This is a genomic window from Cryobacterium sp. AP23 (assembly GCF_054075385.1).
The window spans coordinates 1,366,400-1,381,940 of record NZ_CM133415.1 but is presented as its reverse complement, the minus strand read 5'-3'; the positions used below and the strand labels follow the sequence as shown (position 1 = coordinate 1,381,940).

Annotated in this window: 12 protein-coding genes; 7 read left to right on the top strand and 5 right to left on the bottom strand. The window is 70.4% G+C overall.

Features of this window, described 5'->3' with window-relative positions:
• Nucleotides 1–38: 38 nt before the first annotated feature.
• Nucleotides 39–416 carry a TraR/DksA family transcriptional regulator gene (locus ACU5E9_RS06525; protein ID WP_456812802.1) on the bottom strand — a complete coding sequence of 126 codons (378 nt, stop codon included), beginning with the start codon at nt 414–416 and terminating at the stop codon, nt 39–41.
• A gap of 2 nt (nt 417–418) precedes the next feature.
• Nucleotides 419–2,077, bottom strand: coding sequence for a molybdopterin-dependent oxidoreductase (locus ACU5E9_RS06520; RefSeq protein WP_456812801.1), 1,659 nt, complete (start codon nt 2,075–2,077; stop codon nt 419–421).
• A gap of 433 nt (nt 2,078–2,510) precedes the next feature.
• On the opposite strand from ACU5E9_RS06520, the gene ACU5E9_RS06515 reads away from it, so the two are divergent.
• The 5 genes from ACU5E9_RS06515 to ACU5E9_RS06495 are packed head-to-tail and all read left to right on the top strand — an operon-like array spanning nt 2,511 to nt 10,692.
• Nucleotides 2,511–4,250 (top strand): glycosyltransferase family 2 protein, encoded by a 1,740-nt coding sequence (locus tag ACU5E9_RS06515; RefSeq protein WP_456812800.1) that lies wholly within the window; start codon nt 2,511–2,513, stop codon nt 4,248–4,250.
• The gene (locus ACU5E9_RS06510) at nt 4,247–4,978 is read left to right on the top strand and encodes an HlyD family efflux transporter periplasmic adaptor subunit (RefSeq protein ID WP_456812799.1); all 732 of its coding nucleotides are present in this window, start codon (nt 4,247–4,249) and stop codon (nt 4,976–4,978) included. The genes ACU5E9_RS06515 and ACU5E9_RS06510 overlap by 4 nt, the downstream gene beginning before the upstream one ends.
• Entirely contained in the window at nt 4,975–7,071 is a 2,097-nt protein-coding gene (locus tag ACU5E9_RS06505) for a glycosyl hydrolase (protein ID WP_456812798.1), read from the top strand. Before ACU5E9_RS06510 ends, ACU5E9_RS06505 begins: the two co-directional genes overlap by 4 nt.
• A gap of 17 nt (nt 7,072–7,088) precedes the next feature.
• Nucleotides 7,089–9,587 (top strand): DEAD/DEAH box helicase, encoded by a 2,499-nt coding sequence (locus tag ACU5E9_RS06500; RefSeq protein ID WP_456812797.1) that lies wholly within the window; start codon nt 7,089–7,091, stop codon nt 9,585–9,587.
• Between the two features lie 49 nt (nt 9,588–9,636).
• Nucleotides 9,637–10,692, top strand: a complete 1,056-nt coding sequence (locus tag ACU5E9_RS06495; protein ID WP_456812796.1) for a Gfo/Idh/MocA family protein — start codon at nt 9,637–9,639, stop codon at nt 10,690–10,692.
• An 8-nt stretch (nt 10,693–10,700) separates the two neighbouring features.
• Here ACU5E9_RS06495 and ACU5E9_RS06490 read toward each other — a convergent pair whose 3' ends face one another.
• The 3 genes from ACU5E9_RS06490 to ACU5E9_RS06480 all read right to left on the bottom strand — a co-directional run bounded on the left by ACU5E9_RS06490 (nt 10,701) and on the right by ACU5E9_RS06480 (nt 13,663).
• Nucleotides 10,701–11,093 (bottom strand): LysM peptidoglycan-binding domain-containing protein, encoded by a 393-nt coding sequence (locus ACU5E9_RS06490; RefSeq protein ID WP_456812795.1) that lies wholly within the window; start codon nt 11,091–11,093, stop codon nt 10,701–10,703.
• 208 nt (nt 11,094–11,301) lie between these two features.
• Complete coding sequence (locus ACU5E9_RS06485) at nt 11,302–12,681, bottom strand: L-serine ammonia-lyase (RefSeq protein ID WP_456812794.1); 1,380 nt, start codon at nt 12,679–12,681, stop codon at nt 11,302–11,304.
• A 22-nt stretch (nt 12,682–12,703) separates the two neighbouring features.
• Nucleotides 12,704–13,663 (bottom strand): helix-turn-helix transcriptional regulator, encoded by a 960-nt coding sequence (locus ACU5E9_RS06480; RefSeq protein ID WP_456812793.1) that lies wholly within the window; start codon nt 13,661–13,663, stop codon nt 12,704–12,706.
• A gap of 61 nt (nt 13,664–13,724) precedes the next feature.
• Here ACU5E9_RS06480 and ACU5E9_RS06475 point away from each other — a divergent pair, with 61 nt between their 5' ends.
• Both ACU5E9_RS06475 and ACU5E9_RS06470 read left to right on the top strand, forming a co-directional pair.
• The gene (locus ACU5E9_RS06475) at nt 13,725–14,732 is read left to right on the top strand and encodes an ATP-binding cassette domain-containing protein (protein WP_456812792.1); all 1,008 of its coding nucleotides are present in this window, start codon (nt 13,725–13,727) and stop codon (nt 14,730–14,732) included.
• Nucleotides 14,729–15,535 carry an ABC transporter permease gene (locus ACU5E9_RS06470; RefSeq protein WP_456812791.1) on the top strand — a complete coding sequence of 269 codons (807 nt, stop codon included), beginning with the start codon at nt 14,729–14,731 and terminating at the stop codon, nt 15,533–15,535. Before ACU5E9_RS06475 ends, ACU5E9_RS06470 begins: the two co-directional genes overlap by 4 nt.
• Nucleotides 15,536–15,541: the final 6 nt, after the last annotated feature.

Here is a 15,541-nt window from a genome sequence, read left to right as displayed (position 1 = left end):
TCGAGCCTAGGGGAGCCCGGGCGCGACGGGAGGCCGGCCTAGCCCTGGCGGGCGCAATCGATGCACAGTTCGGCCGCCGGGCGGGCCTCCAACCGCTCGCGCCCGATCGCCTCGCCCCGGCGCAGGCACCGGCCGTAGCTGCCGTCGTCGATGCGGAGCAGCGCGGCGTCGATCGCCGCCAGGGATGCGGCCAGTTCGGCGTGCACTCCCGCTCGCAGGGACCACTCGTCGGAGAGGGTCGGGCCCTCGGGGTCGTGCTCGTCGTCGGCGTCCCCGCCGCTGCGGGCGGCCCGCACGGCGTTGAGGGTGTCGCCCTGCCGGCCCAGCTCCCGCTCGAGGTCCCGGCGTTGACGCCTGAGCAGGGCGCCGAAATGGGCGAGGTCGCTCACCGAGAGTTCGGGCACGGGCGCTGCCACGGTCAGGAGACCGACACGCTGATCTCGTGCAGGCCGGTGGCGCCATCCGGTGCGACATCGGCGAGCTTGCTGGTCTGCACCAGGCCGTTGGCATCAGTCGCCCGCACCCGCAGGGTGTGCGAACCGCTGGTGGCCGGCCAGTCCCAGCGCCACTGCCGCCAGGTGTCGACCGAGATCGCGTCGGCCAGCGTCGCGGAGTTCCACGCGCCGTCATCGACCTGCACGTCCACGGCCGAGACGCCCACGTGCTGGCTCCACGCCACCCCGGCCACGGTCACGGTCCCGGCGGCGACGGTGGTGTTCTCGCGGGGCACGTCCACGCGCGATGACAGCTTCACCGGCCCCTTCTCCGACCAGCCGCGGGTGGACCAGTAGGCCGTCTCAGCGTCGAACCGGGTGACCAGGAGCTCGGTGACCCACTTGGTGGCGGACACGTAGCCGTAGAGACCGGGCACCACCATCCGCACCGGATAGCCGTGTTCGAGCGGAAGCGGGTCGCCGTTCATGCCCACCGCAAGGATCGCGTTGCGGTCGTCGGTGAGGGCCTCGAGCGGCGTGCTGGCCGTCCAGCCGTCCTGGCTGCGGGAGAGCACCATGTCTGCCTCGGCCGTGGGCCCCGCCCGCTTGAGCAGCTCGCGAATCGGGTAGCCGAGCCAGACGGCGTTGCCGATCAGGTCGCCGCCCACGTAGTTCGACACGCAGGCCAGCGTGGTCGTGCTCTCCGCCAGCGGCAGGGCGAGCAGTTCGGCGAAGTCGATCTCCACCTCGTTCTCGACCAGGCCGCTGATCTTCAGGGTCCAGGTCGATGGGTCGATGCGCGGCACCGAGAGGGCGGTGTCGATGCGGTAGAAATCGGCATTGGGCGTGATGATCGGCGCCAGGCCCTCGATGTCGAACGATGCCCCGGCAGGGATGGGCGCGCCCGGCGTGGTGGGGGAGGGCAGGGTGAACAGTGCCCTGGCCGCATCCGCTGCCCGGCTGCCCGCGGTGAGCAGCTGCCCGCCGAGAGCTGCGAGCACCCCGACTCCCGCGCTGACGCCCGTGTAGACGAGAAAGCGGCGCCGGTCGAGTGCCGCGCGAGCCGCCGCCGCGGGGGTGACGGATGCGGTGCGCCCGGCCTGCACGGACGCCGCGGCCGCGGCAGCCGCCGGAGCCACGCTGGCACGCAACCGGTTCAGCAGCATGGTCAGCACCAGCGCGGCGACCAGCATCGCCAGCACCGGCGGCACGGCGTCGAACGGAGACGCCCCGGCGCGGGTGAGCGCCGCGACCAGGGCCACGAGACCCACGAGCACAATCACGAACCGCCCGAACGGCGGCCGGCGGTACTCGAGTACGCCGGCCAGCGCGGCGAGTACGACCGCGACCAGGGCGATGAACACGATCAACGCCGCCTTGTCGCCGGTGCCGAAGAGCGCGATCACCGTTTCCTTCACCCAGGCGGGCGCCAGGTCGATCAGGAGCGCACCGACCACCAGCACCGGGCTGGCGCCGGGTGCGATGAGTCCAGCGGTCAGTTCGGCCAGGCCGAACCCCGCCAGCACCGCCGCCAGGCCGGCCAGGGCCGGCAGCCAGAACCGCACTGACGGGCCCACAGAAGCGGGCCCGGATGGTCGCGCGGACGGCTCGGCGGCCGCCGTCGGCGGGAGGTTGCTGGACATGGGCTCAGCTTAGGTTTGCGCGCTGGGAGAACTGCCGGTAGCGGCTTACGAATCTCTTACGAGTGTGCCCCACTTGCGTCCCCCGCACAGGGGTCATGTTGAAAGCCCTGATTAACGCCGTGTTACGAACAGGAAAACCCTGCAGCTAAAAGCGGCCAAACGCTGTGCTTTCCTCACTGTCTGTGTTTACAGTTGCGCCAGGTCCGCTGCTCGGGTTACCCGCCCCTTCCGCCGGATGCTTCGCGTGTTCCGTTTGATCAATACCTCGCTCCATCGATACCTCGCCCCATCGAAATCCGGACAACGACGCCCGCCGCCAGACCGTCCCGCGTCCCTAGCGCACCCGGCCTGGTTGAACCATTTCCCGCGAGCCTCGCCCGAGACCTCCCTCGCGAACCCCGGACCCGAATCCGGTAGCCGAAATGAGACACGGATGACGACCCTTCATCCCCGCATTGACGACCCCGCGCTCATGCACCGGATCCCTCCGCACCGCCAGCGCGCCGACCAGGCCCGCGCCAATCAGGACGGGGCACGGCCGGCCCGCGCCGGGCACGACCACTCGCCGTCCCTGGTGATGCTGGTGCTGGTGGCCACCATCGGCATCCTGGCCTACGCCAACTTCCTGCTCAACCCGGCCAGCCGCGGCGACTGGCTGCCGTACACCCTGGTGATCATCGCCGAATCCAGCCTGATCTTCCAGGCGCTGCTGTCGATGTGGACCATCCTGTCCGGGTCGCAGGACCCGCGCGACTTCGGCTTCCACCAGGCCAAGGCCGCCCTGTTCGCCACCCGGTCGAGCCCGCGTGGTCCCGGAGCGGCCGCCTCGGATCGGCGGCCCCTGCACCTGAACGGGCAACCCACCAGCGTGGACGTCTTCATCACCACCTACGGGGAGGGCCTGGACGTGATCCGGGAGACGGTCAGCGCCGCCCTCGCCATCCGCGGGGCGCACGTCACCTGGGTGCTCGACGACGGCCGGTCCGACGATGTGCGTGACCTCGCCGCCGAACTGGGGGCCCGCTACCTGCGGCGGCTGAGCTCCAACGGCGCCAAGGCGGGCAACGTCAACCACGCCCTCACCGCCAGTGCGGGGGAGTACTTCGTGATCTTCGACGCCGACTTCGTGCCGGATCCCGAGTTCCTGGTGGAAACGCTGCCGTTCTTCATCGACGACAAGGTCGCGTTCGTGCAGACGCCGCAGGCCTACCGCAACCTGCACAACGTGATCTCCCGCGGCGCCGGCTACATGCAGTCGGTGTTCTACAAATTCATCCAGCCCGGCCGCAACCGGTTCAACGCCGCGTTCTGCGTGGGCACCAATGTGATCTTCCGCCGCGACGCGATCAACGACGTCGGCGGCATGTACACCGACTCCAAGTCCGAGGACGTCTGGACCTCGCTCAAGCTGCACGAGCGCGGCTGGCGGACCATCTTCATCCCGATGGTCCTGGCCACCGGTCACGCCCCGGACACCGTCGAGGCATATACCAAGCAGCAGCTGCGCTGGGCCACCGGTGGCTTCGAGATCCTGTTGACCAGCAACCCGCTCAGCCCCCGCCGCCGCCTCACCTTCGACCAGCGCCTGCAGTACCTGGTCACCGCGTCGTTCTACCTCACCGGCATCGCCCCGCTGCTCCTGCTGGCGGTGCCGCCGCTGGAGATCTTCTTCGACCTGCGGCCGATGAACCTCTCGACCAGCCTGGCCACCTGGCTGGTGTACTACGCGGGTTTCTACCTGATGCAGGTGGCGCTGGCGTTCTACACGATGGGGTCGTTCCGCTGGGAAACCCTTATGCTGGCCGCCGCGTCGTTCCCGATCTACCTGGCCGCCCTGGTGAACGTGGTGACCGGCACGGAGCAGCAGTGGCGGGCGACGGGCAACCGGTCGCAGGTCTCCTCGCCGTTCAACTTCATGATCCCGCAGGTGCTGGTCTTCGTCTTCCTCCTGCTCACCTCGGTGGTGGCGGTGTGGCGGGACCTCGGCATCGGCGCCCCCACCCTCGCCACCGCCTGGAACGTGACCAACACCGTCATCCTCGGCAGCTTCATCGGCGCGGCCCTGCACGAGAGCCGGGCGACGAAGCTGAGCCTCGCGGCCGAGCGCCGGCGGGTCAGCATCCGTGCGCACCGGCCGGCGGATGCCCCGAGCCGTGAGGCGGTGACCGCGTGACCTGGATCAATCGCCTCAAGCTGCTCACCGGACTGATCGGCGTCGTCGGACTCGTCGCCGTACTCACCGTGGTCTTCAACCAGCGCCAGGCGCAGGTGGCCAGCGTCTCGGCCTCGATCCAGGCGGCGCAGTACCCCGTCGGCACCGACTACGGCGGAGTCGTGATCGACCGGCTCGTCGACGAGGGGGACACCGTCACCGCCGGGCAGGAACTGTTCACGGTGCAGAGCCCCACCCTGCAGGCCGACCTGGCCGAGGGCCTCGTGAGCCTCGAGAACGTGGCGTACTCGGTGGCGCCGGACGGGATGCTCACCCTCACGGCTTCCGTCGACGGCACGGTCACCGGGATCAAGACCGAACGTGGGTCGTTCGTGCAGGCCGGCCAGGTGCTCGCTACCGTGGACCGGGGCGGGTCGCTGTTCGTGTCGGCCCAGTTCGTGCTCACCAGTACCGACTACGCCAGGGTCGAGGAGGGCGCGCACGTCGACATCGTGCTGCCCAACCAGGCCAGGGTCTCCGGCACCCTGGAGTCGATGGAGGTGTCAACGGTCGACGGCCAAGCGGAAACCACCGCCAGGGTCAGCAGCACCGGGTTCGCCGACGGCGAATTCAACGGCCTCGTCGCACCCGGCGCCCCGGTCTCGGCCACCCTGTCGCTCCGCGACGACGGCCCGCTGGCCGGCGTCAGCGACGGCGTGTTCGCTTTCCTCCGCACGATCGGACTGTGACGGTGCGCTCGAGACGACGCCAACTGGCCCTGAGCCTTGCCGCCGTGATCACCGCTGCGGCGCTGGCGGGCTGCACTCCGTCGGCGGCGCCGTCGCCGGCCGGCGGTGCCACCGGCAGCACCGACCCGGCGGGAACCACTGTCTTTCCCACCGCCGAGGTCGGACCGCTCGTGAACGCGGTGCCGCAGCGCACCATCAGACCCCTGCCGGCCGCGCGCCTAGCCGAGGGCCCCATCCCGCCGACCAACCGCTGGTTCTCCGGTCTGGTCTTCGGTGACGAGTCGATGCCGGTGTTCCCGCTGCCGCTGTCCTTCCAGCTCACGGACACCGGATTCGCCTTCGGGCTGCCCACGGTGAAAACCGAGAGCGCCGTCATCCTGGGCGGCAACACCCCCGCCATCCGCGTGCACCTCGACGCCGGCGGCCAGCCGGTGCAACAGGTCGTCACAGCGTACGACGAGGCGTCGGTCACCATCACCGCCAGCGCCGCCGGAATCGCGCAGGGCTCCACCGTCATCGCCGAGGGCTCCCCGTTCGTGTCGTTCACGGCCGCCACCGACGCTGCCCTCACCATGCCGACGGCGTTCACCCCCGCCGGCGACGGAGTCTTCACCACCGAGGTGGCCGGCACCGTCTACGGGCTGGTCTCCGCCGGCACCCTCACCGACGACGGCACCGGCCTGTCGATCCCGCGGGGCGGCACCGCCAGCTGGTTCGCCGTGCCCGCCGACGGGTCGTTGCAGGTCCTCGCCGCCGCCGCGGCGCATCCGCTCGCCGGCACCCGGCTCGACTACGACAGCGCACCGGGCGCGGCAACCACGACACTCTCCTACGACACCGTCGACGGCGGCGACACCCTGGTGGCCGCGATGCCGCACCAACTGGACGGCATCGCCGACGCCGCGACCTGTGACGCGGGCAGCTACCCGAGCATCTACGGCACCCTCACCCTCTGCGCCGGCACCGAGCTGAGCTGGACGGTGCCCACCGTGCTCCCAGACGGCGCGCTGGACCTGTCCGGCGTGGTGGGGGAGGACCGCCAGCGCCTGGCGGACCAGGTGCGCGCCGACCTGGAAACCACGGGAACCTTCGCCGCCGACACCTACTTCGGCGGCAAGTCCCTCTACCGGGCGGCGAACCTGCTGGAGGTGGCCCGCCAGGTGGGCGCCGACGATGCCGCCGCCGAGCTCACCGACCGGCTCACCACGGCGCTCGACGAGTGGCTGGAGCCGGCCGGCTGCGAGGAGCGCACCGAACGCTGCTTCGTCTACGACGCCCAAGCCAAGGGAATCGTGGGACTGGCCACCTCTTTCGGCTCCGAGGAGTTCAACGATCACCACTTCCACTACGGCTACTTCTTCTACGCGGCAGCCGCCATCGCGGCCGACGACCCCGCCGCCGCCGCCCGCTGGGCGCCGGTGCTCAACCTGCTCGCCGCCGACCTGGCCACGAGCGGCGGCAGCGAATACTTCCCGGACCGGCGGGTGTTCGACGCCTACGCCGGGCATTCCTGGGCCAGCGGCACCTCCCCGTTCGGTGACGGCAACAACCAGGAATCCAGCTCGGAGGCCGTGACCGCGTGGAACGGCCTGGCCCTCTGGGCCGACGCCAGCAACCAGCCGGACCTGGCAACCCAGGCCGGCTGGATGCTCTCCAGCGAGGCAGCGTCCGCCAGCGCCTACTGGACCGACTTCGACCTGACCGACCCGGTCTATGCCGGGTTCGACCACACCGTCACCTCACTGGTCTGGGGCGGCAAACGCGACTACGCCACCTGGTTCAGCGCCGAGCCGAGCGCCATGCTCGGCATCCTGGTGCTGCCGATGAGCCCCGTCGCCGGGTACCTCGGCGGCGACCCCGACCGGGTCGCGGCCAACCTGGCCGACTCCGTGCCCGGCGGGAACGAGCCGACCAGATACGACGTGATGTTCGGCGACTACCTGCTGATGTACGCGGCCCTGCAGGGCCCGGATGCGGCATCCGCTGCCCTCGAGGAAGCGGACAGCCTGCCCGCGGAACGCATCGACGACGGCAACAGCCGCGCCTACCTGCTGGCCTGGCTGATGCAATGGAGGACGCCGCCAGCCGGATAGGGGAGGATTGGGGGATCATGGCAACCCTCACCGCCCTCCCGCACGTCACCGACCCCGACGTCCTCTTCGAGGCGTTCGAACTGTGGGCGGCGGATGCGGGTCTGAGGCTCTACCCGGCGCAGGAGGAAGCGGTCATCGAGATCGTCTCCGGGGCGAACCTGATCCTCTCCACCCCCACCGGCACCGGCAAGTCCCTCGTGGCCGTCGGTGCGCACTTTGCCGCGCTGTCGGCCGGCAAGCGCACCTTCTATACCGCCCCGATCAAGGCGCTGGTGAGCGAGAAGTTCTTCGCGCTGGTGGAGATCTTCGGCGCCGAGAACGTGGGCATGATGACCGGCGACTCCTCGGTCAACTCCGACGCCCCGATCATCTGCTGCACCGCCGAGATCCTCGCCAACCTCGCACTCCGGAACGGCGAAGACACCCCGGTCGACCAGGTCGTGATGGACGAGTTCCACTTCTACTCCGACCCCGACCGCGGGTGGGCCTGGCAGGTGCCGCTGCTGCTTCTGCCGCGGGTGCAGTTCATCCTCATGTCGGCCACCCTCGGCGACGTCACCGACATCGCCGCCGACCTGTCCCGCCGCACCAACCGCGACACCGCCGTCGTCACCGGTGTCGAGCGCCCCGTGCCGCTGCACTACTTCTACGAGACCACCCCGGTGCACGAGACCGTGGAGGACCTGCTCAAGACCGGGCAGGCACCGGTCTACATCGTGCACTTCGCCCAGGCCGCCGCCCTCGAACGTGCCCAGGCGCTTTCCAGCGTGAAGGTGGTCACCAAGGAGCAGAAGGAGGCCATCGCCGACCTCATCGGCGAGTTCCGGTTCACCACCAGCTTCGGCAAGACCCTCTCCCGCCTGATCCGGATGGGCATCGGCGTGCACCACGCCGGCATGCTGCCCAAGTACCGCCGCTTGGTCGAGCAGCTCGCCCAGCGCGGCCTGCTCCGGGTGATCTGCGGCACCGATACCCTTGGCGTGGGCATCAACGTGCCCATCCGCAGCGTGCTGTTCACGGCGCTGACCAAGTACGACGGCGTCAAGATGCGCCAGCTGAATGCCCGCGAATTCCACCAGATCGCCGGCCGGGCCGGCCGGGCCGGCTTCGACACCGCCGGCACCGTGATGATCCAGGCGCCGGACCACGAGACCGAGAACCTCAAGGCCATCCAGAAGGCCGGCGACGACCCGAAGAAGAAGCGCAAGATCATCCGCAAGCGCGCCCCGGAGGGCTTCGTCTCCTGGGGCGAACCGTCCTTCCGGCGCCTCGTCGACGCGGAACCGGAAACCCTGACGTCGAGCATGCAGATGACCAGCGCCATGCTGATCAACGTGATCGCCCGCGGCGGCGACGCGTTCGCAAACGTGTACTCGCTGGTGTTCGACAACCACGAACCGTGGAAGCGCCAACTCGCCCACGCCCGCCGCGCCCTGGGCATCTACAAGACCCTGCGCGCCGCCGGCATCGTCGAGCAGGACGCTGACGGCAGCATCCGCCTCACCGTCGACCTGCAGGCCAACTTCGCGCTCAACCAGCCGCTGTCCCCGTTCGCGCTGGCCGCCTTCGACCTGCTCGATATCGAGGCGCCCACGTACGCGCTCGACATGATCTCGGTGCTCGAGGCCACCCTCGACGACCCGCGCCCGGTGCTTATGGGCCAGCAGTTCGCCGCCCGCGGCGAGGCCGTGAACGCCATGAAGAGCGAGGGCATCGAGTACGACCAGCGGATGGAGCTGCTCGAGGAGATCACCTGGCCCAAGCCTTTGGACGAGTTGCTCAGCTACGCGTTCGAGACCTACAAGCAGTCCCAGCCCTGGATCGCCGACTTTCCGCTGCGCCCCAAGACCGTGGTGCGGGACATGTACGAACGCGCGATGTCCTTCGGCGAGTTCGTCGCCTACTACAAGCTCGCCCGCAGCGAGGGCGTGGTGCTGCGCTACCTCTCGGATGCGTACCGGGCCGCCCGGCAGACCATCCCCGACGAGGCCAAGACCGAGGATCTGCTCGACCTGATCGAGTGGCTCGGCGAACTCGTACGCCAGGTGGACTCCAGCCTGCTCGACGAGTGGGAGGAACTCATCCACCCCGACCTGGCCGCGCACGAGTCGACCGCGCACGCCGTGGTGCCGCCAGCCCCGCACCGGCTCACCACCAACACCCGCGCGTTCCGGATTCTGGTGCGCAACGAACTGTTCCGCCGGGTGCAGCTGGCCGCGCTGGAGAACTACGACGCCCTCGGCGACCTCGACCGGGAGCACGGCTTCACCGCGGATGCCTGGGCCGACGCCATGGACGGCTACTACGCCGAGCACGACGAGCTGCTGGCCGGGGCGAACGCCCGCGGCGCCGGCCTGCTCATCCTCGACGAGGGTGCGGAGGTGTGGACCGCCCGGCAGATCTTCGACGACCCGGCCGGCGACCACGACTGGGGCATCAGCGCCACCATCGACCTGGCGGACTCCGACGAGCTGGGTGTGCCGGCCCTGACGGTGACCGGAGTGAACCGGCTCTAGCGGCCGCGGCCCGCGCTCGCCAGGTGCGGCCGGGGCGTACGCTCGAAGAATGCCTATCGAACAGACCGAGATTCCCCTGACCGCTCCGATCCGCGCCGGCGTGATCGGCTACGGACTATCGGGGCGGGTGTTCCACGCGCCGTTCCTCGCCGCCAACCCGGACTTCTCGCTCGACGTCATCGTGACCGCCAACCCCGAGCGGAGCGCCTCGGCCCTCGAGGCCTACCCCGACGTGCGGGTGCTCGCGACCGCTGAAGAACTCTTCGCTCGCGGCGACCTCGACCTCGTCGTGATCGGCACCCCACCGGAAACCCACGTTCCGCTCGCGCACGCCGCACTCGACGCCGGGCTGGCCGTGGTGATCGACAAGCCGTTCTCCACCACCTCCCAGGAGGGCTGGGAACTGCTCAACCGGGCGAAGAGCCTCGGACTGTCGATCACGGTGTTCCAGAACCGACGCTGGGACGGTGACTTCCTCACCCTGCAGGCCCTCCTGGCGGAGAACGCCCTTGGCGAGGTGTACCGGTTCGAGTCGCGGTTCGAGTCCTTCAAGCCCGGCCCTCCCCGCAGCTGGAAGGCCGACGCGACGCCTGATCAGGGCGGCGGCATCCTCTTCGACCTCGGTGCCCACCTGATCGACCAGGCCGTGCTGCTCTTCGGTCCGGTCGACGACGTCACCGCGAACCTGCAGACCCGGTACCCGGGTGGAGCCGCGGACGATGACAGCTTCGTCTCGTTGCACCACGGCTCCGGGGTCACGTCGCACCTCTGGATGAGCAAGTTCGCCGCGCAGGTCGGACCCCGCTACCGGGTCCTCGGCTCCGCCGCCGCGTTCGTCAAGTGGGGACTCGACGGTCAGGAAGAAGCGATCCAGGCCGGCCGGCTGCCGAGCGACCCGGCCTTCGGCCTGGAAGACGAGAGCGCCTGGGGCACCCTCGGCACCGACGGGAACACCACCGTCGTACCCACCCAGCGGGGCCGGTACGTGTCCTTCTACACCGAGCTGGCCGACGCGCTGCTGCGCGGGGCGCCGGTGCCGGTGGATCCCGCCGACGCTCTGCGGACCATCGAATTGATGGAGCGCATCCACGCCCTCACCCGGTAGCGGGGCTATTAGCCGGTCTTGGTCCAGTCCAGGTTGAGCACCTGGCGCTCGTAGATGTCCTCACCGATGCCGGCGACCTTGGGGTTCATCTTGAGCAGCTGCTGCATGGGAACGTTGAAGCGCTGGGCGATGTCGAAGAACGAGTCGCCCGGCAGCACCTTGTAGCTGATCGGCATCCCGGTGCCGTCGAGCACCGGCGCGCCCTGCGCACCGGGGATGGCGCCCAGATCCACTGCGGGTCCCTCCGGGAGCGGTTCCGGTGCAACCGGGGGATTCGGGTCGAGGGACGGATCCTCCACGACCGGTTCCTGGGTCGGCTCGGGCGTCGGCGTCGGCGTCGGCGTCGGCGTGGGCGTGGGCGTGGGTGTCGGGGTCGCGGTGACGACGACGGTCTGCGTCACCACGGGCGCCGGAGCGGCCGCGCACCCGGCGAGAACCAGCCCGGCGGCGACGAGCGCCAGAGCGGTGAGTGGACGGCGGATGGCGCGCGCAGACGATGCGGAGCGCGCGGAAAAGATGGACTCGTTGATGGTGTACCCCCAGGGAACCTAGCTTAGGTCAGGGATTACGCTGCCGCGGCATCCCGCTGTGCCCCCTTCGGGTGATCGGTCAGCATTCGATGACGTTGACCGCGAGGCCGCCCTCGCTGGTCTCCTTGTACTTGGTCATCATGTCCAGGCCGGTCTGCCGCATGGTCTCGATCACCGTGTCCAGCGAGACCAAGTGGGTGCCGTCCCCGTGCAGGGCGAGGCGCGCGGCCGACACCGCGGTGGAGGCGGCGATCGCGTTGCGTTCGATGCACGGCACCTGCACGAGCCCGCCGACGGGGTCGCAGGTGAGGCCGAGGTGGTGCTCCATCGCGATCTCGGCGGCATTCTCCACCTGCCGGGGGGTGCCGCCGAGCACGGCGCAGAGCGCGCCGGCGGCCATGGCGCAGGCCGAGCCGACCTCGGCCTGGCAGCCGCCCTCCGCGCCGGAGATGGAGGCGTTCGCCTTGACCAGGGATCCAATCGCCACGGCGGTCAGCAGGAACCGGCGGATGCCGGCGGCGTTCGCGCCCGGGACGAAGCGGAGGTAGTAGTGCGCGACGGCGGGGATGATTCCTGCGGCCCCGTTGGTGGGCGCCGTGACGACGCGGCCGCCGGAGGCGTTCTCCTCGTTCACGGCCAAGGCGAAGGCGTGCAGCCATTCGGTGGAGGTGTCCCGTTCCCGCGCGTGCAGGCCGTCGTATTCTTCCAGCTGCATACGAATGGCCGAGGCGCGCCGCTTGACCCCGAGCCCGCCGGGGAGGGTGCCGGACGCCTCGAGTCCGGCTTCGACGCAGGCGTGCATCGCCGTCCAGATCGCGTCGAGGCCGGCATCCAACCGATCGGTGCCGTGCACGGCCTCCTCATTGGCGCGGGCGACGTCGCAGATGCCGATGCCGTGGGTGTCGCAGAGCGCCAGCAGCGCGGCGCTGGAGGCGTATGGCATCGGCTGGGCCACGGTGGCCGCCGGCCGGATCGGGTCGCCGTCACGGCGGATGAAGCCGCCGCCGATCGAATAGTAAGTCTCCTCGAGCAGGGCCGCCCCGGCCGGGTCGTCGCCCCAGGCGGACAGGGTCATGGCGTTGGGGTGGCCGGGCAGCCGGGTGCGCGGCTCGAACACCACATCGCTCTTCTGCACCGGGACCGGATGGGTGCCATTCAGCAGCAGGGTGGCGCCGTCGGTGAGATCGACCCAGCGGTTGCGCACGGCGTCGGGGTCGCAGGCCTCGGGACGCAGGCCCTCCAGGCCCGCCAGGATCGCGTCCGGGGTGCCGTGGCCGAGCCCGGTCGAGCCCAGGGAACCGAACAGGGAACAGCGGATGCGGCGCACCTCCGGCAGCCGTCCGCTCTCAGCGAGGTGCTCGGCGAAGGTCAGGGCGGCGCGCATCGGGCCGACGGTGTGGGAACTGGATGGACCGATTCCGATGGAGAAGAGGTCGAGAGCCGATACGTACGCAGTCACCTGCCCCATCGTACGCGGGCGGCTACCGGGCGGCCGTGCCGATCCGTTCGGCCCGGCCACGGAGGAAGGCCAGCACCTCCTCCGACGCCTCGACGGTGTAGCGCACCTCGTCGGGGATCCACAGCAGCGCCGTCGCGAGGCCGGCCAGGTGGTCGCCGGCGAGCGGCCAGTCGGTGTGTCCGGCGTCGCGTGCCGTGGCGTCCCCGGCCCACCGGCCGAACAGGGTCCTGGCCTCGGTGAGGGGAAGTTCGAGCACCACCGTCGCGGTGTAGCCGGGGTCCACGTGGCGCACAGCCCTGGCCACCAGGGCGGCGGCGTGCTCGGCGCTCAGGTCGCGCGGCGGAAACAGCACCCGGGTTTGCTCGAGCTTCGAAATGCGGTCCAGCCGGAAGGTGCGCCAGTCGGCGCGACCGAGGTCCCAGGCCAGCAGGTACCAGCGGCGCCCGTACGGAACCAGCATGTGCGGTTCGGTGCTGCGGGTCGTGCCCTGACCGGTCGCGGCCGTGTAGCCGAACCGGATGCGTTCGCTGTCGCGGCAGCTCAGCGCCAGTTGGGCCAGCAGGTCGGCGTCGACCACCGGGCCGTCTCCCGGCGTCAGCGCCGTGTGCGATTGCAGCGCCTCGATGCGGCGGCGGAGCGCGGGCGGCAGCACCTGCTCGATCTTGGCCAGAGCGCTCAGGGTGGTGTGCTCGCCACCGCGCAACCCGGCGGCGGCCTGCGACCGCAGGCCGACGGCGATGGCGACGCCCTCATCGTCGGTGAGCAGCAGCGGCGGCAACCCGGTGCCGGCCACCAACCGGTAGCCGCCGACGGCGCCGCGCGCGGCATCGATCTGGTACCCCAGCTCCCGGAGCCGCTCGATGTCCCGCCGCAGCGTGCGATCGGTCACTCCGAGCCGGTCGGCGAGTTCCCGGCTCGACCAGTGCCGGTGGCTCTGCAGCAAGGAGAGCAGGTCGAGGGCGCGGGTGGTGGTGTCCGACATGTTTTCAGTATCCCCCCGCATGAGGACAGGAAGTGTCCTAATGCCCTTTTAGTCTGGCCGCATGACAACCACACAGAACACCCAAACCCTGATTGAAGCGCGAGGACTGGGCAAGTCCTTCGCGGCGAAGGGCGGAGCCATCGACGCGGTGAAGGACCTCGACCTCGAGGTGCGCCGCGGCGAGCTGGTGGCGTTCCTCGGCCCGAACGGGGCCGGCAAGTCCACCACCCTGCGGCTGCTCACCACCCTGCTGCCGCCGAGCACCGGCGAGGCCAGCGTGGCCGGCTGCGACATCCGCCGCGACCCTGCCGGCGTGCGTCGCCGCATCGGCTACATCGGCCAGGGCAGTTCGGCCGGGCACAACCAGCGGGTGCGCGACGAACTCCTCAGCCAGGGGGCGTTCTACGGCCTGGGCCGGCGGGAGACCCAGGCGCGTGCCGACGAACTGCTCAAATCGCTCGACCTCGGCGCCCTCGCCCGCCGGCAGGTGCTCGGCCTCTCCGGCGGCCAGAAGCGGCGGCTCGACATCGCCCTCGGCCTGATCCACCGACCGGAGCTCCTCTTCCTCGACGAACCGTCCACCGGGCTGGACCCGCAGAGCCGCGCCAACCTCTGGCAGCACATCGTGGCCCTCCGTGAAGACGTGGGCACCACGATCTTCCTCACCACGCACTACCTCGACGAGGCTGACCAGCTGGCCGAGCGGGTGATGGTGATGGACCACGGCGTCGTGATCGCCGATGACACGCCGACGGCCCTCAAGGCCCGCCTGGCCGGCGACCGCATCACGCTCACTTTCGACTCGGCGGAGGATGCGGCGACCGCCGCCCGGCACACCGGGGGCGCCGCCGCCGGCGCTGTCGTGACCCTCACTGCTGAGGCGGCCGCGGCCGGGGAGAGGGCGCTACCGGGACTGGTCCGCTCCCTCGACGCGGCCGGGCTGCCGCCCGTGGCTCTCACCCACCGCCAACCCACCCTCGACGACGTGTTCCTCACCCTGACCGGCCGGAGCCTCCGCGAAGAAGGTCGGTCGGCATCCGAATCGACCCCCCAGGAGGTGGCAGCATGACCGCCCAGACCCAGACCCAGACCCAGCCCCAGACTCAGCCCGTGTCCGCCCGGCCCGGGGTGACCGGCGACACCTGGAACGTGCTCGTGCGGGAGCTCCGCCCCGTGCTGCGCGACCCGTTCAGCGCCCTGTTCAGCCTGGTGCAGCCGCTGGTGTTCCTCGGCCTGTTCGGCCCGCTGCTGGTGGCATCCTCCGGCCTGCCGGCGGGGGAGACCCTGCAATGGTTCGTGCCCGGCATCCTGGTGATGGTGGCGCTGTTCGGCACGGCCTCCACCGGCGCCAACCTGCTCGGCGAGATGCAGACCGGCTCGCACGAGCGCACCCTGGTCGCGCCGCTGTCCCGCAGCGCCCTGCTGATGGGCCGGGCCCTCAAGGAGGTGGTGCCGCTGACCGTGCAGGGCCTGGTCATCTGCCTGGTGGCGCTGCCGTTCGGCTTCACCCTGAGCGTGCCGGGACTGGTCATCGGCTTCGTGCTGCTGGCCGTGTTCGGCGTCGGCTTCGGGGCGCTCAGCTACGCCGTGGCCCTGGCCTGCCGGGGCCGGGACTGGATGTTCTGGATCATCCACCAGACCCTGATCTTCCCGCTGATGATCCTCTCCGGCATGCTGCTGCCGCTGGATGACGCCCCGGGCTGGATGAAGGTCGCGGCGGCGCTCAACCCGCTCAGCTACGTGGTGCAGGCCGAACGGGACCTGTTCGCCGGCCAGCTGGCCACCGCCGGGGTGCTCGGCGGCTTCGTGGCCGCGGCGGTGACCGCGGTGGTCGGCCTGTGGGTCGGCATCCGCGCGATGCGCAGGTTTTAGCGAGCC